Genomic DNA, 23,535 nt, shown 5'->3' with positions numbered 1-23,535 from the left:
CCATTGAAATCGCCCCCGGTCTCCCGATTCGGGGCGGACCTCTACCCTGGTCGCGTGCGTGTTGAGTCCGTTTTCGACAGGTTGGAACCGCTGTTGCCGCGCGTCTCCAAACCCGTGCAGTACGTGGGTGGGGAGCTCAACGCGACGGCGAAGGCGTGGGACGACGCCGCCATCCGGTGGTGCCTGATGTACCCCGACGCCTACGAGGTCGGGCTGCCCAACCAGGGCGTGCAGATCCTCTACGAGATCCTCAACGAGCAGCCGGACGTGCTCGCCGAACGCACCTACGCGGTGTGGCCGGACCTCGAGGAGCTGATGCGGGAGCACGACATCCCGCAGTTCACCGTGGACAGCCACCGGCCGGTCGGCGCGTTCGACGTGCTGGGCCTCAGCTTCGCCACCGAACTCGGCTACACCAACATGCTCGGCGCGCTCGCCCTCGCGGGCATCCCGCTGCACGCGGTCGATCGCACCGATGATCACCCGATCGTGCTGGCCGGCGGGCACGCGGCGTTCAACCCCGAGCCGATCGCCGACTTCCTGGACGCCGCGGTGCTCGGCGACGGCGAGGAAGCGGTCCTGGAGATCACCGAGGCCATCCGGCGCTGGAAGGCCGAGGGGCGGCCGGGCGGCCGCGAGGAGCTGCTGCTCCGGCTGGCCGAGTCCGGCGGCGTGTACGTGCCGCAGTTCTACGACGTCACCTACGGCCCCGACGGCGCGATCTCCGAGGTCGTGCCGAACCGCGACCGGGTGCCGTACCGCGTCTTCAAGCGGACGACCATGGAGCTCGACGACTGGCCGTACCCGAAGAAGCCGCTGGTGCCGCTGGCCGAGAGCGTGCACGAGCGGATGAGCGTGGAGATCTTCCGCGGCTGCACCCGCGGCTGCCGGTTCTGCCAGGCCGGGATGATCACCCGGCCGGTGCGGGAGCGGTCCATCGAGGGCATCGGCGAGATGGTGCAGCGTGGGCTGGAGGCCACCGGTTTCGAAGAGGTCGGCCTGCTGTCGCTGAGCTCGGCCGACCACTCCGAGATCGCCGAGATCACCAAGGGTCTGGCGGACCGCTACGAGGGCACCAACACCGGGCTGTCGCTGCCGTCGACCCGGGTGGACGCCTTCAACATCGACCTGGCCAACGAGCTGTCCCGCAACGGCCGCCGCTCGGGCCTGACGTTCGCGCCGGAAGGCGGCAGCGAGCGGATCCGGCGGGTGATCAACAAGATGGTGTCGGAGGAGGACCTCATCCGCACCGTCTCCGCCGCGTTCGCCAACGGCTGGCGACAGGTCAAGCTGTACTTCATGTGCGGGCTGCCGACCGAGACCGACGAGGACGTGCTGCAGATCGCCGAGATGGCCAAGCAGGTCATCCGGGCCGGCCGGGAGGTCTCGGGCCGCAAGGACATCCGCTGCACGATCTCGATCGGCGGTTTCGTGCCGAAGCCGCACACCCCGTTCCAGTGGGCGTCGCAGTGCGATCCGGACACCATCGACGAGCGGCTGCGCAAGCTGCGCCAGGAGATCAACACCGACCGCAGCCTGGGCCGCAACATCGGCATGCGCTACCACGACGGCAAGCCGACGATGGTCGAGGGACTGCTGTCGCGCGGTGACCGCCGGATCGGCCGGGTCATCGAGCGGGTGTGGCGCGAGGGCGGCCGGTTCGACGGCTGGAACGAGTACTTCTCGTTCGAGCGCTGGATGTCCTGCGCCGCCGCCGAGCTCGAACCGCTGGGCGTGGACGTGCACTGGTTCACCACCCGCGAGCGCGGCGAGACAGAAGTGCTGCCGTGGGACCACCTCGACTCCGGGCTGGACAAGGAGTGGTTGTGGGCCGACTGGCAGGACGCGCTGGACGCCCGCGAGCAGGACGACTGCCGGTGGACGCCGTGCTTCGACTGCGGCGTGTGCCCGACGATGGGCACCGACATCGAGGTCGGTCCGACCGGGCGGAAGTTGCTGCCGATCTCTCCGGTCGGGCAGGGCTCCCCGGTTCGCAACCCGGTCTTCAACGGCTAATCCCCACATTTTCCCTGGTCAAGGGACTCTAATGCGGGGTGTGCGAAGTTCTGGCCGCAACCTCGCACATCCCGGCGGAGGCTCGGTACCGGGGTGGTGGCCGGGGTACGGTCCTTCGAAATATGAACCGCAGGTGTTGTCACACGGCGGTTGAGCACGCAAGCATCGACATCGGAGCGGTCGACGAGGACCGCCGATGACGATCATTGGTCGGGGAGGGCATCCTGAGTCGGCGAGATCACCCCAATCCCTCGGCGCCACCGGTGCAGAAGCTGCGCCTGCGTTACGCCAAACGGGGGCGGCTGCGCTTCACCTCGCACCGCGATGTGGCGCGCACCTTCGAACGCGCGCTGCGGAGGGCTGGGGTACCGATGGCGTATTCCCAGGGCTTCAGCCCGCACCCGAAGGTGTCCTGGGCCGGTGCGGTGCCCACCGGCGTGTCCAGCGTGGCCGAGTACGTCGAGCTCCAGCTCGTCGAGCGGCTCGACCCGGCGACGCTGTCCGCCGAGCTCAACGCCGCGCTGCCGGACGGGATCGACGTGCTCGACGCGGTCGAGGCCGAGCCGGGTCCGCTCGCGGACCGGCTGCAGGTGAGCCGATGGCGGATCGATCTCCCCGGCACGGACGTCGCCGAGCTGCGCGACGCCGCAACGGCGCTGATGGCGGCCGACACCGCGCTGGTGGAGCGGATGACCAAGGACGGTCGCCGCACCATCGATGCGCGGGCCGCGCTGGTCAGCGCGGAGGTGCAGGACGGCCGACCGGTCGTCGCGGAGAGTGATCAAAATTCCGCGTCGACCGCCCAGGTGGACGATTGGCCGAAGGCATCCGAACCGTATGGGATACTTGTAACGGTCGTGCGGCAGACAACACCGGTCGTACGACCCGACGACGTACTGAGCGCCCTGCGTGTCGTCGCCGGTCTGGCACCGTCGGCCGTCGCGAGAGCGACCCGGCTGGAGCAGGGTCGGCTCGACGACGGGGGAGGGATTGTCGACCCGTTGGCCCGGGCCTCAGGCGGCGGCCGGATTCCGGCGGGAGAGCCCGCGGCGGGGTGACGGGCGGCGCGGACGTCGTCGACCCGCCGTGTGACTTCCCGGCCTGAAGGGCCCGGGGCGGAGGGAACACCAGAATTGCCGTCGCCTGCGGGCGGCGGAGACCGAAGATCGCACATGCCTCTGTGCGGCCGCGTCCACCCGGACGCGCCCGGGGGCGGAGGAGCTGGATGTTGAACATGGATACGCCCGCTGGAAGCCCCAGCGGGCAATCGCCCACACCTACCCGCGACGAGCAGGGCACGATCGAGCTGCCCGCCAAGCTCCGGGTGCACGCACTGGCCAAGCTGCTGGGCGCCAGCAGCCGGGAGATCATCACGACGCTGGAATCGATCGGCGAATCGGTTCGCAGCGCCCAGTCGAACATCACCCGCGACGTCGCCCTGCAGGTGGTGCAGGCCCTGCACCCCGAGATGGTGGCGGAGTCGGAGAGCGCGGCCGAGCCGGAGCAGACCGAGCCGGAACCCCAGGCAGAGGCCCCGGCGGAAGCCGCAGCCCAGGCCGAGCCGGAGCCGCAGCCGGCAGCTGAGACGCAGCCCGCGGCCGAGGCGCAGCCCGCTGTCGAGCCCGCGGTGCCGGCGGCGGACTTCGCGTCCGCCGGTGCCGGGACCGCCGCCGGCACGCCCGCGGCACCGGGGCTGACGCCTCTGTTCGCCGCGCCGGCGCCGGAGGCGATGTTCCTCGCGCCCCAGCCCGAGTCGCGGCAGGTGCCGAAGGCCGAGCCGGAGCCGGTGGAGGCGAGCCAGGAGCCCGAGGCGACCGAGGCCGAGCAGCCCGCCGAGACCGCCGCCGAGACCGACGACGAGAGCGAGCCCGCTGGTCGGCGCCGTCGTCGTCGCGGCCGCCGGGGCCGTGGCCGTGGTCGTGGTGCCGAGTCCGAGTCGGGCGAGGAAGAGACCGAAACCGCCGAGGAGACCGCCGCCGAGGCCGCCGAACCGGCCGCGGAGGAAGCCGCCGAGGAGCAGTCGGCCGAGGCTGACGGCTCGGGCGACTCCAACCGCCGTCGCCGTCGCCGCCGTCGCCGCAAGGGCTCCTCGGACGACGAGAGCAGCGCCCGCGAGGACGACCCGCCGAACACCGTCGTGCACGTGCGCGAGCCGGCCGCGGAGACCCGCCAGGACAGCAGCGACGACGAGGTGCGCGCGGTCAAGGGCTCGACGCGCCTGGAGGCCAAGCGGCAGCGCCGCCGGGACGGCCGCGAGGCCGGTCGCCGCCGGGCCCCGGTGCTCTCCGAGTCCGAGTTCCTGGCCCGCCGGGAGTCGGTGGACCGCAAGATGGTCGTCCGGCAGAACGGCGACCAGACGCAGATCGCGGTGCTCGAGGACAACGTCCTCGTCGAGAACTTCGTGACCTCGTCGGGCTCCGGCTCGCTGGTCGGCAACGTCTACCTCGGGCGCGTGCAGAACGTGCTGCCCAGCATGGAGGCGGCGTTCGTCGACATCGGCCGCGGCCGCAACGCGGTGCTCTACGCCGGTGAGGTGGACTGGGACGCCGCCGGGCTGGCCGGCAAGGCCCGCCGCATCGAGCAGGCCCTGCAGACCGGTGACAGCGTCCTGGTGCAGGTCACCAAGGACCCGGTCGGCCACAAGGGCGCGCGCCTGACCACCCAGATCAGCCTGCCCGGCCGATTCCTGGTGTACGTGCCGGGCGGCGGCGCGACCGGCATCAGCCGCAAGCTGCCGGACACCGAGCGCAAGCGGCTCAAGGAGATCCTCAAGCGGATCGTGCCGGACAACGCCGGGGTGATCATCCGCACCGCGTCCGAGGGCACCAGCGAAGAGGCGCTGGACCGCGACGTGCGGCGCCTGCAGGCGCAGTGGGAGGTCATCAAGGAGAAGGCCGAGACCCCGGGCGCGCAGGCCCCGCAGCTGCTCTACGAGGAGCCGGACCTGCTGATCAAGGTCGTCCGCGACCTGTTCACCGAGGACTTCTCGGCCATGACGGTCCAGGGCAACGACGCCTGGGACACCATCGACGCCTACGTCAAGCACGTCGCGCCGGACCTGGCGCAGCGGCTGTCCAAGCACGTCGGCAAGAACGACGTGTTCACCGAGCAGCGGATCAACGAGCAGATCGCCAAGGCCCTGGACCGCAAGGTCTGGCTGCCCTCCGGCGGCTACCTGGTGATCGACCGCACCGAAGCCATGACGGTGATCGACGTCAACACCGGTAAGTTCACCGGCTCCGGGGGCAACCTGGAGGAGACGGTCACCCGCAACAACCTGGAGGCGGCCGAGGAGATCGTCCGGCAGCTCCGGTTGCGCGACATCGGCGGCATCATCGTCATCGACTTCATCGACATGGTGCTGGAGTCGAACCGCGACCTGGTGCTGCGCCGCCTCACCGAGTGCCTGGGCCGGGACCGCACCCGCCACCAGGTCGCCGAGGTGACCTCGCTGGGCCTGGTGCAGATGACCCGCAAGCGGGTCGGCACCGGCCTGCTGGAGGCCTACAGCAGCACCTGCGAGCACTGCCGCGGCCGCGGCCTGCTCGTCTCGACCGAACCGGTCACGCACCCGAACGGGCAGCCGAGCGGCAACAACGGTGCCCGGCGGAACCGGCAGCGGGGCAAGCAGCACGAGCACGAGCAGCCCGCCCAGCAGGAGACTCGCACCGAGGCCAAGGCAGAGGCACCCAAGACCGAGGCGCCGAAGGTTGAAGAGCCGAAGGTCGAGGCGCCCAAGGTTGAGGCACCGAAGGCCGAAGAGCCCAAGGTCGAGGCGCCGAAGGTCGAAGAGCCCAAGGTCGAGCGTGCCAAGGCCGAGGAGCCGAAGGCGGAGGCCGTCAAGGCCGAAGAGACCAAGCCGGAGCCCGTCGAGGCCGTGAAGGCCGAGCCGAAGCCGGCGGCGAAGGCCGAGCCGGCGGCGCCGAAGCCGGAGCCCGTCGTCGAGCCGAAGGCGGAGGCGGCGAAGCCGGTCGTCGAGCCGAAGGCGGTCGAGCCCGAGGCGAAGCCGGCAGCGGCGAACGGTCGCCCGCGGCGCAAGGCGACGCGGGCCGCCGGCAGCGCCGGCGCGGCGGCGACGCCGCTGGTGGTCAGCAAGCCGGCCGAGCCGCAGGAGGCCGCCCAGAACGGCCTGCCGAGCGTCGCTCCGGCCGCTCCAGTGCGGCGGGTTCGCCGGTCCGCGTCCCGCCCGGCGGGGCCGCCCGTGGAGTAGCCCCGTCCGGGGCTGCCACCGAAGGCAGAGAAATTCGCGGAATGGCCGATTCGTTCAAGAACGGCTCGGCCATTCTTCTTATCTTCGGTGCATGATTCGATGCACCGAAGAGCGCGTGGCCGCCGTCGAGCGGTTCGTCTGGCTGACCGCGCGCGTGCTGGAACAACGCCGTTTCGAGTTCTTGTTCGCCGGAGGAAGCGCCGACGGGGTGCTGGCCGCGCTCGACGCCTACCGCTGCGCGGACGGCGGCTACGGCTACGCCTTGGAGCCCGACTCGCGCGGCCCGCTCAGCCAGCCGCTGCAGACCTTCACAGCGCTGATGATCCTCGACGAGGTCGGGGCCTGCGACGGGGCCGCGGTGGCGCGGGTCTGCGACTACCTGATGTCGATCACGCGCCCGGACGGCGGCGTGCCTGGAGGCGACACGCGGCTGCGGGACTACCCGCACGCGCCGTGGATTCCGATCGTCGAGGAGCCCGAGGGGAACCTGCTCTCCACCGGCCTGCTCGCGGCCCTGCTGCACAAGAACCGGATCGAGCACCCGTGGCTGACCGGGGCCACCGAGTTCTGCTGGCGGCGGATCGAGGAGCTGACCGAGAGCCACCCCTACGAGGTGCAGGCCGCGGTGTCGTTCCTCGACCACGTGCCGGATCGCGATCGGGCACGTGCCGCGGCCGGGAAGCTGGGCGCGCTCGTGCGGGAGAAGGGGTTCGTGCTGCTCGATCCGCAGCATCCCGAACGGGCTCAGGTGCCTCCCGGCTACGCGCCCGGCGAGCTGCACTGCGTCTGGGACTACGCGCCGGAGCCGACGAGCCTGGCACGTTCGTGGTTCTCCGACGACGAGATGGCCCGCGGGCTCGACCACCTCGCGGCCTTGCAGGAGGACGACGGCGGCTGGCCGATCCGGTGGCGCGCGTGGGCGCCCGGCACCCGCCTGGAGGGGCGGCCGCGGGTGGCCATCGATGCCCTGTGCACCCTCCGCGCCTACGACCAAGTCTGATCCGCGGCGCTCCCATTCTTGCTCGCCTGTGCTAGGTTTTGCTCATGCGAGCAAATTCCGGCTCAGGTGAGCAAGGACGGTCGTTTACCGAGCGGGGCCGGCGGGCGCAGATCGTCGAGGCCGCCATCGACACGATCGTCGAGCTCGGATACTCGCGCGCGTCGTTCGGGCAGATCGCCAAGCGGGCGGGCCTGAGCAGCACGGGGATGATCTCCTACCACTTCCGGAGCAAGGCCGAGCTGATGCAGCAGGTGGTCACCGACGTCTACGCGGCGGCCGAGGAGCTGGTGGGGGAGCGCATCGAGGCTGCGGGCACGGCGCGCGGCCGGCTCCGGGCGTTCATCGAGTCCAGTGTGGACTTCTACCGCGCGCACCACCGGAAGATCCGGGCGCTCACCGAGATCTTCCTGAACGAGCGCGGCGACGACGCGGCGCTGCCGCACCGGCGGGAACTCGAAGGCTTGCGGGAAATGCTCCGCGCCGGCCAGCTGACGGGGGAGTTCCGGGACTTCGACCCGCACGTGATGGCCGTGGCGCTGCGCCACGCGCTGGACGGCGTCGCACTGCGCCTCGGGGTGGAACCCGACGCCGACGCCGACCGCTACGCCCGCGAGCTCGCGACCATGTTCGACCTGGCCACCCGGTCCGGGTGAGCCGGCAACGCACGGAGGTGCCGTGGAAGACATCGTGGAGCTGGACTCGGGTCGCGTGCGCGGCCTGACCTTCGAGGAGCACCGGCTCTTCCAGGGGATTCCCTACGCCGCGCCGCCGGTCGGCGAGCTGCGCTGGAGCTCGCCGCAGCCCGTCGAGCCGTGGCCGGACGTGCGGGACGCGACCGAGCCGGGAAACCCGTGCCCGCAGCTCCCGCAGGACTTCGCCGACATCGCGAGCCTGGACGAGGACTGCCTGTTCCTGAACGTGACCGCGCCCCGTAGCGGCGGCCGCAAGCCGGTGATGGTGTGGCTGCACGGCGGCGGCGGGGCCAATGGCGAGGGCGAGATCTTCGACGCTCACCGGCTCGCCACCGCCGAGGACGTCGTCGTGGTCACGCCGAATTCGCGGCTGGGCATCTTCGGCAACTTCGGCTACCCGGGCCTGGCGGGAGGCGGCGGTTTCGGCCTCGAAGACCAGCAGGCGGTGCTGCGCTGGGTGCAGCGCAACATCGGCGAGTTCGGCGGAGACCCGGGCAACGTGACGCTGTTCGGCGAGTCCTACGGCGGGCTCAACGTCAGCGCGCACCTGGTAGCGCCCGGCTCGGCCGGGCTGTTCCACCGGGCGATCGTGCAGAGCGGCTTCGCGCTGCTGCAGGCCCCGGCCAACGGCTGGGCGCCGGGCTCGCCGGACCTGCCGACGATGTGGTTGTCCACAGTGGAACTCGAAGCCCTGGCCGAGCACCTGGTCGGCGAGCTCGGCTGGGTGCGGCCAGGGCAGGGGCCGGCGATCGAGCAGCTGCGCCGCGTTTCGGTCGAGCAGCTGGTCAACGTGTCGTCGGTGTTCAGCAGGCCGGCGTTCGGCGGTGCGGTGCTGCCGGAATCACCGACGCAGGCGCTGCCCGCCGGGCGGTTCCACCGGGTCCCGGTCCTCACCGGCGGAACCCGGGACGAGGCCCGGCTGTTCACGGCGCTGTTCTGGGACGCAGCCGGTCAGCCGATCACGGCCGACGGCTACGACAAGCTGCTCGTCGAGGCCTTCGACGCCGCGGCGGACGACGTCGCGCAGCAGTACCCCGCCGGGGCGTACCCGACGCCGAGCGTGGCGTGGGCGGACGTGGTCGGCGACTGCGCGTGGGCGCGCTCGGTGTGGGATTTCGCGCACGCCCTGAGCGTGGACACCGCCACCTACGTCTACGAGTTCGCCGACCGCGACGCGCCGCCGGTCGTGCCGTTCCCGCCTGGATTCCCGCCGGGCGCCCACCACTCCGCCGAGGTGCCCTACCAGTTCGACCTCGGCGAGCCGGCGCCGCTGAACGACGCGCAGCGGCGGCTGGCGGCGACGATGAACCGCTACTGGGCGAACTTCGCGCGCAGCGGCGACCCCAACGGGCCGGATCTGCCCGGCTGGCCGCGGTTCTCGGCCGCCGAGCCGCGAGTGCAGTCGTTGCACCCGGACCAGATTGCCGGGACCGGCTTCGCCGCCGAGCACCGCCTGGAGTTCTGGAGGGCTCTGGCCGACCGAGGCTGATCGTCCCGTGCCGTGTCTACTTTTGGTTGCTATAGAGGCTGTTTTGGATGTCGTGGTGTGAGGTGTGGTAGCGCGGGGTTTGTATTTGAAGCGGCGAAGCCGCTTAGCCCACCTACGCAGCTTGCACCGCTGCGGGTTCTCAGGGGTCTTCTCGCGAGGACAGCCCCGACGTGGTGAATTGGCATTCATGAGTCGGGGATCCCACAGCGAGAAGGCCTCTGAGGTTCCGCTACCCGCACCGCCACGCAGAGCAAGTTCGGAAACAGGCTCTACAGCGACCAGAAGTACTCACGGGTGGTTGTGCGGAAGCGGGCTGAAGTACCGACCCGGGGTCACGCCGGCCAGGCGGCGGAATTCGCGCGTGAGGTGCGCCTGGTCGGCGTAGCCGGTGACGTGGGCGAGCTCCGCGAGCCCGCCAGGGCCGGTGCCGCGCCGCGCCGCCCGCTGGAAGCGGAGCACCGCGGCGAGGGTCTGCGGGCCGTAGCCGACGGCGGCGGTGACGCGTCGCCGCAGCTGGCGCTCGGACAACCCGAGGGTGTCGGCGAGAGCCGGAACCGCGAGCGGGGCAGGCGAGTCCAGGGCCGCGACGACGGCCGCGAGCGCCGGATCGGGCCGGTACTCCGACAACCGGGAGCAGGCGAACTCCTCGAGAACCCGCCCCGCCTGCTCCGGCGCCTCGCTGATCCTGTCCACTGCGTACCGGATCGAGGCGCCCCAGCAGTCCAGGCCGTCGACCTGCAGATCGCGCAGCTCGGTGGGCGGAATGTCGCCCAGCAGCAGCCGGGCGGCGCCGGGCCTGGCCCGGATCCCGGTGATGCGGCTCCCCGGCGGCAGCTCCGCGAGCCGGGCGGAGGTGTCCGGCCCGACCACGTCGAGGCGATCGCCCATCCAGATCAGGTCCACGCAGCCGTCCGGGACCACCCGCTGCACGTGGCAGTCCGCGTCCGCCCCGTGCGTCCACACGCAGGCGATCGCCCCGGTCAGCGCGCCGACCGGCGGCCGCTCCCGATACCGGCTCACGACCCCATGATGCCCATCGACCCCAACACCGGAACGCGAAGGGCCCCGCCGACCGGCTCGTTCGGTCGGCGGGGCCCTGCTGCCCGGGTCAGTCCTGCTTGTCGTCGAACGTCGGGATGTCCGTGCGGTCGTCGGAGCTGGGCATGTCGCCCGGCAGCTCCAGGGCCTGCGTCAGCGGGCCGGGCGACCAGGTGCCCCAGTGGGTCTCCGAATGCACCTCGATCGCCGCCTGCGCGGGCAGCGCATCCGCGTCGTACGGGTGCACCACGTACAACGAACCCCAGTCCTGCTGCGGATCGTTGCGCAGGTAGGTCGGCAGCTCGCGGACGCTGGACGCGATCGTCAGCCAGCCGAACGGCCCGCCGGCGTCCGGCGACGACCAGCCCTCACCGACGTCCCGGACCTCCTCGCCGGCCGACACCCGGAACTGCGGCATCTCCGCGATCCCGTTGTACAGACCGGAAATCCGCAGGCACGGGTGCACCAGCGCGGCCGGCCACTCGACGAACGTCGCGCTGTTCCCGATGACCTCGGTCATGTTCGTCAGCTTCGGCACCCGCGGCGCGGTCACCGCGATCCAGCCTTCCCGGCCCAGCGCCTGGTCGACGGCGATCAGCCGCATCTTCGTCGCGCCCTCGGCCTCGGCGCCGAGCATGTAGCGGTGATCCCGCCACCCGGGCGGCGGGCCCTGCTCCACGGTGTAGCGGCCGGTGATCTCGAAGCCCCGATCGGTGTCCTTGCCGAATTCGAGGACCACGAAGTTCGCGCCGGTCTCCGCGCCCGCCAGGCTCACCGCCATCGGCACCTCGCCGTTGCGGGCCGAATCCGGGATGTCGTACCAGGGAGTGCGCAGTTCGCCGGTGTTGGTGCCGGCCTCGTCGAAACTGCCCCAGGCCGGCGCGTTGTCGCCGCCGAACTGGTGCGGCGGCTTCCAGCTCGGCGCATCCGAGTCGACGCCGTCGCTGGCGGGCACGCCGGGCCGGGTGAAGCCCACCTGCTTGGGCTGCAGGTACTGCTCGGCGGTTTCCCGGCCGGCCAGACGGCGCGGCGGCACCGGCACCGCCGGGTCCCGGGTCGGCGCGACCACCGAGGGCTGGTCGGGCGCCACCGGCAGGACGCTGGCCTGCGGATCGGTCTCGACCCCGATGTAGTCCGACAACCCGCAGCTGGTGCCGGTGAGCTGCTTGACGTTGTCCGTGGACAGGCTGTAGCTGTCGCCGCGCTCCTGGATGGCCTTGCCGAACGCGGCGAGCTCGCCGAACACCATCAGCGCGCAGAGCAGCGACAACGGTGCGGTGCCCAGCCGCAGGGCGCGGCTGCGCTTCTCCGGGCTGTCCCAGCGCTCGTCGACGATCTTCGGGTTGTTCTCGTCGATGCGCAGGTGCTCGATCAGCGCGATCACGCCCGCTATCGCGGCGAACACCAGGAACAGCGTGCTGAAGTTGTGCCCGCTGATCGACGGCGGCTTGTCGAACCACGGAACGCCCCAGCCCGAGACGTACCACCAGGCGTTCGGCCCGGTGGAGGCGAACGCCAGGATCACCATCAGACCGGCGACGAAGGCGGCCCGGTTGCGGCGGGAGCGCAGCACGGTGGTGCTGGTGGCCAGCGCGGTCAGCGCCGCCAGGGCACCGCCGAAGGCGGCGAAGATGCCGAAGTGGTGGGTGTGCTTGGTCGGGGTCAGGGCGAGCACCGCGAAGCACATCGCGGTGACCGCGAGCAGCCGCCGGCTCGGGCCGAGCCCGGCACCGCGGATGCGGCCGCGCCGCAGCAGCACCACGGCGCAGGTGGCCAGGCAGAGGATCACCAGCAGCACCGGGAACCGTCGGGTCAGCGAGCCGTCCGGGCTCTGGCTGAACAGCAGGCTGTAGCGGTTGAGCTCCTCGTACCAGCGGCCGTTCGGGCCGAAGGTGGTCTTGAGCTCCATCGCGTCCATGACCGACTGCCAGGTCTGGTCGTAGAACACCAGCGTCAGGATCACGAACCCGGAAGCGGAGATCGGCGCCAGCACCGGCAACCAGCCGAAATCCTGGGCCCGCTTGCGGACCAGCCGGTACAGCGGCTTGATCGCGGCGATGTAGGGCAGCACCGCGACGAGGCCGTGCGGGTTGACGCCCACCGATAGGGCGGCGCCGACCAGGCCCAGCGCGGCGGGCATCAGCCGGCCGGTCGCCACGGCGCGCTCGACGGCGCACAGCGCCAGCAGCGAGAACAGCACCACGACCGGCTCGGCCCGGAGCCCGTTGTTGTAGGGCAGCCAGAACGCCAGGAACACCGCGGCGGCGGCCCAGCCTGCGGCGTTGCTGCGCCGCACCTGCTGGCCAAGTCTCGGCAGCACCTCGCGGCTGATCAGCAACCAGCTGACGATGCCCATCAGCAGCGCGGGCAGCCGCACCCACGGCGTCGCCGTCGAGATCTGCACCCACAGCGCGTAGAACTCGTAGAACCAGCCGAACGGCGACTCGGGGTTGGCGAACCAGCGGTAGTAGTTGCTGACGTACCCGGCGCTCTCGGCCGACCGCACCATGCTCAGCACGTAACCGTCGTCGGACGTCATCGCGCCGATCAGCCACCACAGGCCCAGCGCGCCGAACACCGAGACGTCGCGGAACGTCGGCTTCCACCAGCGCAGCGGGGCCAGCCGCGGCGCGCGACGGCCGGCGCGCGTGTCCAGCTTCCGCAGGCAGAGCACCGAACCGATGAACGCGGCCACGGCTAGGGCGATCACCACGAGCTTGAGCGGCGTCGCGTAGCTGCTGAACCGGTTGTCGACGCGCGCCTCGAAGGACAGCCCGCGCACGTCGTCCACGGCGTTGTCCAGCGACGAGTAGATGCCGGTCAGCTGCGGGCGCTGATCGCCGAGAATGCGCGCCCACGCCTGCCCGTCGATGCTCGCGGTGGTGCCATCGGCGTCCGCGCGCACGTCGATCGAGCACGCGCCGGCGGGCAGCTGCACCGTACTGATCTGCCGCCCCTTGGAGAACAGAGCGGCCTGGCCCTCGTCGACCTGCAGCGTCAGCCCGGTCAGCCTGCCGTAGTCCGAGGACGGCGGATTGGTGCTCAGCAGGATCGCCGGCCCCGCGGTGCGCGCGTCCAGGCTGCGCGCGGCCGCGCACGGCACCTTCGTGTCGAGCCACAGCGGTGAGTAGGCGACCAACGGAGCGGACACCGATCTGGTGCCTTCAGCGGTTGGCCACCGTAATGTCACCACATCGTGATTGACAGGTAGGAAGGGCACGAGCAACGCCAGCACGGTGCCGACGAGCCCGAGCAGCGAGGCGTACAGCCGAAGTTTTTTCGCCGACCCTGGGTGCACGTGGAGACCATACGGGCGCTGATCGCCCGCACTTGTGCGCACCCCTCGCGCGTCCGCCGGACCGCATTTGCATGCCCGCGGTGCCGCGCGTTCTGCCTGGTCGTAGCGGGTGGGTGTGCTGGGGTGCAATAGCGTCGGTCTTGCCGCGGCGGCGCGCGGCATTCGTTGTTGGAGCGACGCTGCGGCTTGGTCCGCCTCCGCGAGCGCCCCCGCCGCGCGAAACAGTTCCGGAAACGAGTCCGCACAGCGACCCGAACACGATCAGGCGGACTGCGCCGGGTTTTCGGTCGTCGTCTGATCGGCCACCAGCACATCCACATCCCGGTCCCGCCCGGTCCGGTGCAGCACCAGCTCCGCGAGCAGGCCCACGGAGATCATCTGCACAGCGAAAATCTCCAGCAGGATGCCCAGCGTCAGCAGCGGACGGGTGCCGATCGACTGCTCGGTGAACACCCACACCCCGGTCAGGTAGAGCAGGATCAGCGTGCCGATCGTCCCGGCCAGCAGCCCCAGCCCGCCGAAGAGGTGCGCCGGGCGCCGCCCGTAGCGGGTGAGCGCGACGACCGTGAGCAGGTCCAGCGCGCCGCGCACGTACCGTTCGAACCCGTAGTTGGACTTGCCGTGCACCCGCGGCCGGTGGTGCACGGCCAGCTCGCGCACCCGGTAGCCCAGCTGGTGCGCCAGCGCCGGGATGTAGCGGTGCAGCTCCCCGTACAGCGGCACGCGCCGGTAGACCTCGGTGCGCGCGGCCTTCAGCCCGCAGTTGTGGTCCGCGAGCTTCAGGCCGGTGATCAGCCCGGTGACCCAGTTGAACACCTTCGACGGCAGCCGCTTGCCCAGCGGGTCCTGCCGCTGCGCCTTGTGGCCGCCGACCAGGTCGGCCCCGTCGTCGAGCTCGTCGAGCAGGCGCGGGATCTCGGCGGGGTCGTCCTGCAGGTCGGCGTCCAGCGTCACCAATAACCGCCCGCGGACCTCGGCGACGCCCGCGGCCAGCGCCGCGGCCTTGCCGAAGTTGCGCCGCAACCGGATGCCGCGGAACCGGGAATCCTGCCGCGCCTGCTCGGCGATCACCTGCCAGCTGTCGTCGGTGCTGCCGTCGTCGACGACCAGCAGCTCCCAGCTCCGGGGCTGCTGCTGCATAGCGTCGCGGATCTCGGCGAACAGCCGGGGCAGGTTCTCCCGTTCGTTCTTGGCCGGGGCCAGCAGCGAGACCTCGACTTCCGGTGCGGCTTCCGTCATGACTTGACCTGCGGGCTTTCCGTGAGGGGCCGGATCCACCAGCCGTCGGGGAAGTGGAAGGCGACGCGCACCGGCCCGGGCTGCGCGGGGGCGACCGCCTCGAAGCCCAGGCCGATCTCGATGCCGGGCGTCTGGGCTTCCGCGTCCGAGCGCGGGATGTCGACCACGCCGCCGCCGATGACCGTGCCGGTCTGGTCGAGCACGGCGACGCAGTCGGCCCGCTCGATGCCGGAGATCGCCCAGCCCTTGAGCATCCGGGCCCCGCCCTGGATCTGGTCGGTCTCCACGTTGAGCACCACGTCGCGGCCGTCCGGGCGCGGCTCGCGCAGCGCGCCGTCGCTGGGCGTCCGCCAGTCCGCGGTGCTGACCCGGTCGCCGATCTCCAGGCCGTCGGGGCAGCCGAGCGTGAACTCGCCGGAGAACGGGTAGTGCCCGAGCGCCTGCAGCCGCGGCAGCAGGCGGTCCGGCTCGGGGAACCGGTCCTCGAACGCGTCGGGGTGGCCGATGCGCGCGGCGATGGCGAGCAGGTTCTGGTTCGGCGCATCGGAGCGCACGCTCTGCGCCATGGGAGCGCCGAGTGCGACGGTGGCCAGCACCGTGCCCGCCACGGCGACGGTGCGGACCTTCGGCCAGCGCGGCCAGGCGACCACGATCACCAGCACCGCGATCCACAGCGCGGCGGTCATGCTGTTGTACCGGCTCTGCAGCCCGGCGGCCTCGCCGAACGCGGCCCGCGAGCCGGAGATCATCACCGCGCAGCCGGCCGCGTAGACCGCCAGCCCCCACCACGGCGCGGCGCTGCGGAACTCCTCGCGTGTCTGCCGGACGTGCAGCACGAGTACGGCCAGGCCCGCCACGCCCGCGATCAGCGCGATCGACGGCTCGGTGCCGGTCCACACCATGCCGAGCATGCTCAGCCCGGCGAGCAGCGCCTGCGCCGGATCGTCGGTCGGCGAAGCGCCGCCACCGCCCTGCGGGCCGCGCAGCACCAGCCACGAGGCCACCACGAGGAACCCGACCACCAGCGGCGTCGCGACCCAGCGGCGGCGGTCCCCGCGCAGCCACGCCACCAGCGCCAGCGCCGGCCACACCGCGAACGACGTGCCGTAGCTGATCGACGCCAGCAGCCCGAACACGATCGCGAGCACCCGGTGTTCGCGCTGCATCGCCAGCAGCGCGGCGAGCACCAGCATCAGCGCGAGGATCCAGGACGCCCCGCTCATCGAGCGCACGTAGTTGTGGATGCCGTGCGGGTTGAACACCAGCGTGGCGGCGGCCGCCACCAGCCCGGCCCGCTGCCACGGGTTCAGCGACTTCGGCAGCATCGCCCACACCAGCAGGACGCTGGCGACCCCGAACGCGATGATCACCAGCCCGAGCGGCTGGTTGAGGCCGTGCCCGAACCGGGCGCTGAGCCAGAACAGCAGGCTGGGCAGCACGAACGGGTGCTCGTTGCGGAACCCGAACAGCGCCTCCGGGCGCAACGAGCCGTCGTCGTCGGTGAGGTCGAGCAGGACCCACCAGTAGTCGTAGAAGTGCATCTGCGGGTAGCGCAGCACTTCCCGAAGCATCATCAGCGGCGGGACGATCGCCGACAGGCCGAGCAGCACGGGGCCGAACCGCCGCACCGGGCCTGGAATGGGGGCTTCGGGGGTGGCGCGCTCGCCCGGGTCGGTCTCCGATGCGATGTCAGTCACGCTTTGTTTCCCCAGTTCCGATCAATAGCGCCTCACCGTAGCAAGCGCAGGTCAGAGCCTGGCAGATCAGACGGCGACCGTGGCTGGATTTGACCACGCGGTTCCGGCGGTCGTACGCTGTCGCGGCTCGCTCGTCATCGGCCCTCGTGGCCGGTTCCTCCCGCGGTACGCCCCCGGTCGATCGGGGTCCGGAAAGCGGTCTGTATGATGGGTGAGAACTTCTCGCCGCCGGACGGGCGGAGAGATAAAACGCCTGTTTCGAATGCGATCGCCCGTGCGGCTCGGCTGCCGAGACAGGAACCCACCGAGGCGCTGCACCGGCGGCGTGGTAGGAATCCTCGTCCCACGCGGTCGAGGTGGACGTCCGCCGCAGACCTGGTGAAGTAGCGAAACCGAGCAGCAGGAGACTTCCGACTCATGTACGCGATCGTCAAGACCGGCGGCAAGCAGTACAAGGTGGCTGTCGGGGACGTCGTCGAGGTCGAGAAGCTCGAGGGCGAGCTGGGCTCCGAGGTCAGTTTCCCGGCGCTTCTGGTCGTCGATGGCTCTGATGTCACGACCGACGCCGACGCGCTGGCCAAGGTGTCGGTGACCGGCAAGCTGGTCGAGCAGACCAAGGGCCCCAAGATCCGCATCCACAAGTTCAAGAACAAGACCGGCTACCACAAGCGCCAGGGTCACCGTCAGAAGCTGACCCGCGTTGAGGTCACCGGCATCACGAAGTGAGGACCTGAGTAGTCATGGCACACAAGAAGGGCGCATCCAGCTCTCGGAACGGCCGCGACTCTAACCCCAAGTACCTCGGGGTGAAGCGCTACGGCGGCCAGGTCGTCAAGGCCGGCGAGATCCTGATCCGTCAGCGGGGCACCAAGTTCCACCCCGGCCTGAACGTTGGCCGAGGCAACGACGACACCCTGTTCGCGCTGTCCGCCGGTACCGTCGAGTTCGGACGTTACCGCGGCCGCAAGGCCGTCAGCGTGCTGCCGGCCGAGGCCTGATCCGGCTCTCGGCTGCGAAGTAGTTCCCGACGAGGGGCGGGTCCGGCTAGTCCGGCCCGCCCCTCGTCGTTTTCGTTGTGCGGGTGGTCACGCCTCCCGGCAGCAACGCGTCTCGCGCGGCACCATCGAGGTGGGTGACGTGCGCGTTCACGTGCGAGGCGCCCCAGACAGTTTTACGCCGGGCCGGGCTCGGCCGGAGTTTCCTGGAGGCATTCGTGTCGCGGTTCGTTGACCGCGTGACCATCCACGTCGCGGCAGGCGACGGCGGGCATGGCTGCGCCTCGGTGCACCGGGAGAAGTTCAAGCCGCTGGGCGGGCCGGACGGCGGCAACGGCGGCAAGGGCGGCGACGTCCAGCTCGTCGTGGATCCCAACGTGCACACCCTGCTCGACTTCCACTACCGCCCGAACGCCCGCGCGGCCAACGGCAAGCCGGGCCAGGGCAGCATGCGCAACGGCGCGCAGGGCGGCGACCTCGTCCTGTCGGTCCCGGACGGCACCGTGGTGATGACCGAGGACGGCGAGGTGCTGGCGGACCTCGTCGGCGTCGGCACCACCTTCGTCGCCGCCGCGGGCGGCCGCGGTGGGCTGGGCAACGCCGCGCTGGCGTCCAAGGCGCGCAAGGCGCCCGGCTTCGCGCTCCTCGGTGAGGCGGGGGAGCAGTTCGACCTGGTGCTGGAGCTGAAGTCGGTCGCCGACGTCGGCCTCGTCGGATTCCCGTCGGCCGGCAAGTCGTCGCTGATCTCGGTGCTGTCCGCGGCGCGGCCGAAGATCGCCGACTACCCGTTCACCACGCTGGTGCCCAACCTCGGCGTGGTCACCGCGGGCGAGACGGTGTTCACCGTGGCGGACGTGCCGGGGCTGATCCCGGGCGCCAGCGAGGGCCGCGGCCTGGGCCTGGATTTCCTGCGCCACATCGAGCGCTGCGCGGTCCTGGTGCACGTGGTGGACTGCGCCACGCTCGAACCCGGCCGCGATCCGCTGTCCGATGTGGACGCGCTGGAGAACGAGCTGGCGCAGTACACCCCGGCGCTGAAGGCCGAGCAGGGCGGCCAGGACCTGGAGTCCCGCCCGCGGATGGTCGTCCTCAACAAGATGGACGTGCCGGAGGCCCGCGAACTGGCCGAGCTGGTCAAGGCGGACCTGGAGGCGCGCGGCTGGCCGGTGTTCGAGGTGTCCACCGCGTCCCGCGAAGGGCTGCGCGAGCTGAGCTTCGCGATGGCCGCCGAGGTCGAGCGCTACCGCGCGCAGCTGCCGCCGCCGGAGCCGGCGCGAGTGGTGGTCCGGCCCGCGGCCGTCGACGCAGGCAACTTCACTGTCGAACCCGATCCCCAGTTCGAGGACGCGTTCGTGGTGCGCGGCGAGAAGCCGGAGCGGTGGGTGCGGCAGACCGACTTCGGCAACACCGAGGCGATCGGCTTCCTCGCCGACCGGCTGGCGAAGCTCGGCGTCGAGGAGGCCCTGGCCAAGCGGGGCGCGAAGCCCGGCAGCCAGGTGACCATCGGCAACATGACCTTCGACTGGGAGCCGTCCACGCCGGCCGGCGTGGCGGGCGTGCTCGGCCGACGGGGCACCGACCTGCGCATCGACCACGACGACCGGATCTCGGCGTCCGACCGCAAGGCGGCGAAGAAGGCGCGCCGCAGCGCGCTGGACGAGTTCGGCCAGTACGTCGAGGAGGACGGCCGGTGAGCGATCAGCTCTCGGCGACCAGGAAGGCGGTCGCCGCGGCGCAGCGCGTCGTGGTGAAGGTCGGGTCGTCGTCGCTGACCACCACGAAGGGCGGCCTGGACGCGGAGCGGCTGGCGACGCTGGTCGACACCGTGGCCCGGCGGGTCGCCGCCGGCGGTCACGTGGTGCTGGTGTCGTCGGGAGCGATCGCGGCGGGCATCGCGCCGCTGGGGTTGAGCCGCAGGCCGAAGGACCTCGCGACCCAGCAGGCGGCGGCGAGCGTCGGCCAGCAGGCCTTGGCGCACGCGTACGCGGAGTCCTTCTCGCGCTACGACCTGACGGTCGGGCAGGTGCTGCTGACCGCGGACGACGTGGTGCGCCGCGGTCACTACCGCAATGCGCAGCGCACCTTGGACCGGCTGCTCGGCCTCGGCGCGGTACCGGTGGTCAACGAGAACGACACGGTCGCGACGCACGAGATCCGCTTCGGCGACAACGACCGGCTGGCCGCGCTGGTGTCGCACCTGGTGGGCGCCGACGCGCTGGTCCTGCTGTCCGATGTGGATGCCCTGTACGACGGCGATCCGCGCCGCGGCGACGCTTCTGCCATCCGGGAGGTCAACGGCGACGCGGACATGGCGGGCGTGCACGCCGGCCGCACCGGCGCGTCCGGGCTAGGCACCGGTGGCATGGCGTCGAAGGTGGAGGCGGCGAGGGTCGCCTGCTCCTCGGGGATTCCGGTGCTGCTGACCTCCGCCGCGCTGGCCGAGCGCGCGCTCGGCCCGGCCGATGTCGGCACCGCTTTCGCGGCGACCGGCAGCAGGCTCTCGGCGCGCCGCTTCTGGCTGGCGCACGCGGCCGGGGCCAACGGCCGGCTGTGGCTGGACGACGGTGCGGTGGCGGCGGTCGTCAAGCGCCGCCGTTCCCTGCTGGCGGCGGGCATCACGGCGGTGGAGGGCGCGTTCGACGGTGGCGACGTGGTCGAGCTGGTCAACCCGGCGGGCAAGGTCGTGGGCCGCGGCGTGGTCGCCTACGACGCGGCTGAACTGCCGGACCTGATCGGCCGCTCGACGCACGAGCTGCCGGCGGAACAACGCCGAGAGGTGGTCCACGCCGACGACCTCGTCCCGCTCCGCTGAGGACGATTTCCCCGAAGTGAAGGGCACCTCCGACCGGAGGTGCCCTTCGTCGTCCGGGCCGAGATCAGCGGAGCTCGGTGCCCTTGGTCTCGGGCAGTGTGCGGATCACGAAGAACGCGATCGCCGAGGCGATTGCGATGTACCAGAAGAACATCGTCGACAGCTCGTAGCGCGCCAGCGTCTGGATCACCAGCGGCGCGGTGCCGCCGAAGATCGCGACGGTGAGGTTGTACCAGGCGCCGATGCCCAGGCCGCGCAGCTCGGTCGGGAACAGCTCCGACATGATCGCCGGAGCGATCGAGGTCATCGCGGTGTACAACGCGATTCCCACGCAGAACACCACGAGCAGGCCGCCCAGCCCGGGACGGACCAATGTGGACAGCGGCACGATGAGGACCGCGATCGCCGCCGACCACACCAGCAGCTGCGGCTTTCGCCCGATGCGGTCCGACAGCGCGCCCATCGGGTACTGCAGCGCGATGAACAGCGCGGTGGCGATCGACAGCGCTAGGAACACGTCGGTGGCATCAGCGTGCCGGGTCTTCACCGCGAACGGCGTCAGCGCGCTGAAGAACGTGTAGTAGCAGAGCGTGGACAGCATGCTGAAGCCCACCAGCTGGCCGACCGCCTTGGGGTGGTACTTGAGCGTCATCCACAGCGGATTCTTCAGCGCCTTGGCCTTGGCGCGGTTGTCCTCGAACTGCTCGGTCTCCTCGAGCGTGCGGCGCAACCAGATGCCCAGCAGCCCGAGCACGCCGCCGATCAGGAACGGGATCCGCCAGCCGAAGTCGGTGAGCTGCTCCTCGGTGAGCAGCGCCGTCAGCGCGTAGCCGAGCAGCGAGGCGACGAGCAGCGCGGAGCCGGTCGAGATGTAGAAGAACGCCGAGTAGCGGCCGCGCTTGGCGGCCGGGGCGATCTCCGCCAGGTAGGCCGATGCGTTGGACACCTCGCCGCCGAGCGAGAGGCCCTGCCCGATGCGCGCCAGGACCAGCAGGATCGCCGCGGCCCAGCCGATCGACTCGAATGTCGGCAGCAGGCCGATGATCAGCGAGCCACCGGCCATCAGCGAGATGGTCACCAGCATCGCCGTCTTGCGGCCCCGGAGGTCGGCGAACCGCCCGAGCAGCCAGCCGCCGAGCGGGCGGAAGAAGAAGGCCAGCGCGAACGTGGCCAGTGTGTTGATCAGCGCGAGCTCACCGGGGAAGAACGCCGCGGCGAAGTAGACGCTGAAGGCGGTGTAGATGGTCCAGTCGTACCACTCGACCGCGTTGCCGATGCTGGCGGCGACCAGGGTTCGGATGGGTAGTCGGGAATCCTCGGCCGTCGCCGCTTCGTGCGCCATCGCATCCTCCGGTGTCGTGGCAGGACGCCCGTGCGCCGGAGATGTGCTGTTGTTCTCCGGGCTTCGTACGGGTGACGACACAGTACGGTCTGGGTCGCCCGTACGGAAGATCCCAATTCACCCTGTGGGAGGACCTGGACTACAGGGCGCGATCGGAGTACCGGTCAGCTCGTGCGCGAACCGGTTGCACTCCGGGCACGTCGTCCACAGCCATGCGACGTCGGAGTTGTCCACGGTGATCTCCCTGCCGCACAGCGTCTCGACCTGCGCGTCCACCGGAAAACCGCCACGGGGCCGGGGTTTCTGCGTGGCGTGGCGCTGCCCATCGCCGGGTTGCCAGCGAAACGGGTGAGGCATGCAAGATCACCGCCTGTTCCAACTCGACTGAGGCGTCCGCCGCTTGTCGCGTCCGGCAGCCGGTTCCGGGGGTACGACGCCGCCGGGATCGCGGTGCTGGACACCGAGGACGAGCCGGGCGGCTGCGAGACTGGCCGGTGCCTTCCTGATCGGACGTCGTCGTCGCACGTACCATTCTGGTGGTACTGAAACGGCTGGCCAATTACCTGAACAGGTAGTAGTTACCAGACCCGAATTCTGTTTCGCTATGTTTCATGACCCGTACCACTGGCGGCACGCCGAAAGCCCGTGCGCTCGGGGCTGAGCTGCGCGAAGCCCGGGAACTGGTCGGCAAGAGCCTCCGCGCGCTGGCACAGGAGCTCGACACCAATCACGTCAAGCTGATGCGGTACGAGACGGGCAAGTCCGTGCCGCCGCCGGAAGTGGTGGCCGCGTTCGTGACGGCGCTGGGAGTTTCGGCTACCGAACGTGATCGACTCGTCGAGATGGCGCGCGACGCCGACGTGCCGAACTGGCTCACCGCGGATCGCGCCGGCGTGCGGCAGGAGCTGACCGCGCTGATCGAGTTCGAGCGCACCGCCACCCGCATCACCAATGTGGCCACCGGGCTGGTTCCCGGCCTGCTGCAGACCTCCGACTACGCGCGTGCCGTGATGCGCGGCAGGCCGGTCGGCGAGGTGGAGAAGCTGGTGCTGATGCGCGTCGGCCGCCGGGAGATCCTCTCCGCGCGCAACGGCCCGCACCTGACGGCGATCATCAGCGAACACGCGCTGCGGGAACCGATCGGTGGGCACGCCGTGATGGCCGACCAGCTCCGCAAGGTCGCGGAACTGGCGGAATGGTCCAACATCGAAGTCCGCGTCGTGGCGAGCGGTTCGACGTCCTGGCATCCCGGTCACGTCGGCCCGTTCGTGGTGTTCGAATTCCCGAAGGCGCAGCCGATCGTCCACTTGGAGCACTACCGATCCGCTGCCTTTCTGTACAACCCCGGACTAGCGCAGGAATACCTGGACGCGATCACTACCCTGCTCTCGTTCGCGATGGATCACGACGAATCGATCGGGTTCATCGCCAAGTGTGCGAACGAGATGGAGGCCATTGCGTGACTACGGCACAGCCGGTTGGTTGGCGGAAGTCGAGCCGGTCGGCGCAGGTGAGCGACTGCGTCGAGGTCGGCCGCTTCGGTGACGGCGCGGCCGTCCGGGATTCGAAGAACCGGGCTGCGGGGTACTTCGCGGTTTCGGGCGGTCAATGGAGATCGTTCGTCGCCGGGGTGCGCGCCGGACGATTCGATTCCTGACGTCGATTCCTGCGGTGCCCTCGGCGTCGGTTCGAGGGCACCGAGCCGGT

General features: G+C 70.8%; 18 protein-coding genes. 12 read left to right on the top strand and 6 right to left on the bottom strand.

Translation table 11 applies throughout. The features are described from left to right. The first annotated feature begins 54 nt into the window (after nucleotides 1–54). The 6 genes from E1288_RS25260 (at nucleotide 55) to E1288_RS25235 (ending at nucleotide 9,407) form a co-directional block, all read left to right on the top strand. Nucleotides 55–2,016, top strand: a complete 1,962-nt coding sequence (locus E1288_RS25260; protein WP_132489178.1) for a TIGR03960 family B12-binding radical SAM protein — start codon at nucleotides 55–57, stop codon at nucleotides 2,014–2,016. 263 nt (nucleotides 2,017–2,279) lie between these two features. Continuing rightward, the gene (locus E1288_RS25255) at nucleotides 2,280–3,074 is read left to right on the top strand and encodes a TIGR03936 family radical SAM-associated protein (RefSeq protein ID WP_132489176.1); all 795 of its coding nucleotides are present in this window, start codon (nucleotides 2,280–2,282) and stop codon (nucleotides 3,072–3,074) included. A 167-nt stretch (nucleotides 3,075–3,241) separates the two neighbouring features. After that, nucleotides 3,242–6,226, top strand: coding sequence for a translation initiation factor IF-2 N-terminal domain-containing protein (locus E1288_RS25250; protein ID WP_132489174.1), 2,985 nt, complete (start codon nucleotides 3,242–3,244; stop codon nucleotides 6,224–6,226). 91 nt (nucleotides 6,227–6,317) lie between these two features. Then, entirely contained in the window at nucleotides 6,318–7,226 is a 909-nt protein-coding gene (locus E1288_RS25245; protein ID WP_132489172.1) for a hypothetical protein, read from the top strand. Between the two features lie 44 nt (nucleotides 7,227–7,270). After that, nucleotides 7,271–7,879 carry a TetR/AcrR family transcriptional regulator gene (locus E1288_RS25240; protein ID WP_132489170.1) on the top strand — a complete coding sequence of 203 codons (609 nt, stop codon included), beginning with the start codon at nucleotides 7,271–7,273 and terminating at the stop codon, nucleotides 7,877–7,879. Between the two features lie 22 nt (nucleotides 7,880–7,901). Further along, on the top strand, nucleotides 7,902–9,407 hold the full coding sequence (locus E1288_RS25235) for a carboxylesterase/lipase family protein (protein WP_132489169.1): 1,506 nt from the start codon (nucleotides 7,902–7,904) through the stop codon (nucleotides 9,405–9,407). 288 nt (nucleotides 9,408–9,695) lie between these two features. On the opposite strand, the gene E1288_RS25230 is transcribed toward E1288_RS25235, so the two are convergent. The 4 genes from E1288_RS25230 to E1288_RS25215 form a co-directional block, all read right to left on the bottom strand. Beyond that, entirely contained in the window at nucleotides 9,696–10,427 is a 732-nt protein-coding gene (locus tag E1288_RS25230; protein ID WP_132489167.1) for a helix-turn-helix transcriptional regulator, read from the bottom strand. Nucleotides 10,428–10,515: 88 nt separating this feature from the next. After that, nucleotides 10,516–13,785 carry an arabinosyltransferase domain-containing protein gene (locus E1288_RS25225; RefSeq protein ID WP_456320509.1) on the bottom strand — a complete coding sequence of 1,090 codons (3,270 nt, stop codon included), beginning with the start codon at nucleotides 13,783–13,785 and terminating at the stop codon, nucleotides 10,516–10,518. A 219-nt stretch (nucleotides 13,786–14,004) separates the two neighbouring features. Next, nucleotides 14,005–14,982: a glycosyltransferase family 2 protein gene (locus tag E1288_RS25220; protein ID WP_132489163.1), complete on the bottom strand. Its 978-nt coding sequence runs from the start codon at nucleotides 14,980–14,982 to the stop codon at nucleotides 14,005–14,007. Then, nucleotides 14,979–16,679, bottom strand: a complete 1,701-nt coding sequence (locus E1288_RS25215) for a hypothetical protein (protein ID WP_207954547.1) — start codon at nucleotides 16,677–16,679, stop codon at nucleotides 14,979–14,981. Before E1288_RS25215 ends, E1288_RS25220 begins: the two co-directional genes overlap by 4 nt. A 417-nt stretch (nucleotides 16,680–17,096) precedes the next feature. On the opposite strand from E1288_RS25215, the gene rplU reads away from it, so the two are divergent. From rplU to proB, 4 genes are all read left to right on the top strand, one after another. Beyond that, complete coding sequence (rplU, locus tag E1288_RS25210; protein WP_093278869.1) at nucleotides 17,097–17,405, top strand: 50S ribosomal protein L21; 309 nt, start codon at nucleotides 17,097–17,099, stop codon at nucleotides 17,403–17,405. 14 nt (nucleotides 17,406–17,419) lie between these two features. Beyond that, nucleotides 17,420–17,677, top strand: a complete 258-nt coding sequence (gene rpmA, locus E1288_RS25205) for a 50S ribosomal protein L27 (RefSeq protein WP_132489159.1) — start codon at nucleotides 17,420–17,422, stop codon at nucleotides 17,675–17,677. 203 nt (nucleotides 17,678–17,880) lie between these two features. Then, the gene (obgE, locus tag E1288_RS25200) at nucleotides 17,881–19,368 is read left to right on the top strand and encodes a GTPase ObgE (protein WP_132489241.1); all 1,488 of its coding nucleotides are present in this window, start codon (nucleotides 17,881–17,883) and stop codon (nucleotides 19,366–19,368) included. Then, nucleotides 19,365–20,486: a glutamate 5-kinase gene (proB, locus tag E1288_RS25195; protein WP_132489157.1), complete on the top strand. Its 1,122-nt coding sequence runs from the start codon at nucleotides 19,365–19,367 to the stop codon at nucleotides 20,484–20,486. Before obgE ends, proB begins: the two co-directional genes overlap by 4 nt. Before the next feature lie 64 nt (nucleotides 20,487–20,550). Here the strand turns inward: proB and E1288_RS25190 are convergent, their stop codons facing one another. Together E1288_RS25190 and E1288_RS25185 are read right to left on the bottom strand one after the other, a co-directional pair. Next, a complete protein-coding gene (locus E1288_RS25190; protein WP_132489155.1) occupies nucleotides 20,551–21,828 on the bottom strand; it encodes an MFS transporter in 1,278 nt (425 codons plus the stop codon). A 117-nt stretch (nucleotides 21,829–21,945) separates the two neighbouring features. Continuing rightward, complete coding sequence (locus E1288_RS25185; protein WP_132489153.1) at nucleotides 21,946–22,185, bottom strand: zinc finger protein; 240 nt, start codon at nucleotides 22,183–22,185, stop codon at nucleotides 21,946–21,948. Between the two features lie 254 nt (nucleotides 22,186–22,439). Between E1288_RS25185 and E1288_RS25180 the strand changes: the two genes are divergently transcribed. Together E1288_RS25180 and E1288_RS25175 are read left to right on the top strand one after the other, a co-directional pair. Further along, a complete protein-coding gene (locus E1288_RS25180; RefSeq protein WP_132489151.1) occupies nucleotides 22,440–23,291 on the top strand; it encodes a helix-turn-helix domain-containing protein in 852 nt (283 codons plus the stop codon). Then, complete coding sequence (locus tag E1288_RS25175) at nucleotides 23,288–23,485, top strand: DUF397 domain-containing protein (protein ID WP_132489149.1); 198 nt, start codon at nucleotides 23,288–23,290, stop codon at nucleotides 23,483–23,485. Before E1288_RS25180 ends, E1288_RS25175 begins: the two co-directional genes overlap by 4 nt. Nucleotides 23,486–23,535: the final 50 nt, after the last annotated feature.

The sequence above is a fragment of the Saccharopolyspora elongata genome (assembly GCF_004348985.1).
Classification (GTDB): Bacteria; Actinomycetota; Actinomycetes; order Mycobacteriales; family Pseudonocardiaceae; genus Saccharopolyspora; species Saccharopolyspora elongata.
The sequence above is the reverse complement of the archived record's forward strand: the minus strand, read 5'-3'. Positions and strand labels throughout refer to the sequence as shown.

Coding starts and splice junctions, on each gene's coding strand:
- E1288_RS25180 (WP_132489151.1), top strand. CDS start 22,440: ATGACCCGTACCACTGGCGGCACGCCGAAAGCCCGTGCGCTCGGGGCT.
- E1288_RS25245 (WP_132489172.1), top strand. CDS start 6,318: ATGATTCGATGCACCGAAGAGCGCGTGGCCGCCGTCGAGCGGTTCGTC.
- E1288_RS25250 (WP_132489174.1), top strand. CDS start 3,242: ATGTTGAACATGGATACGCCCGCTGGAAGCCCCAGCGGGCAATCGCCC.
- E1288_RS25190 (WP_132489155.1), bottom strand. CDS start 21,828: ATGGCGCACGAAGCGGCGACGGCCGAGGATTCCCGACTACCCATCCGA.
- rplU (WP_093278869.1), top strand. CDS start 17,097: ATGTACGCGATCGTCAAGACCGGCGGCAAGCAGTACAAGGTGGCTGTC.
- E1288_RS25220 (WP_132489163.1), bottom strand. CDS start 14,982: ATGACGGAAGCCGCACCGGAAGTCGAGGTCTCGCTGCTGGCCCCGGCC.
- rpmA (WP_132489159.1), top strand. CDS start 17,420: ATGGCACACAAGAAGGGCGCATCCAGCTCTCGGAACGGCCGCGACTCT.
- E1288_RS25185 (WP_132489153.1), bottom strand. CDS start 22,185: ATGCCTCACCCGTTTCGCTGGCAACCCGGCGATGGGCAGCGCCACGCC.
- E1288_RS25240 (WP_132489170.1), top strand. CDS start 7,271: ATGCGAGCAAATTCCGGCTCAGGTGAGCAAGGACGGTCGTTTACCGAG.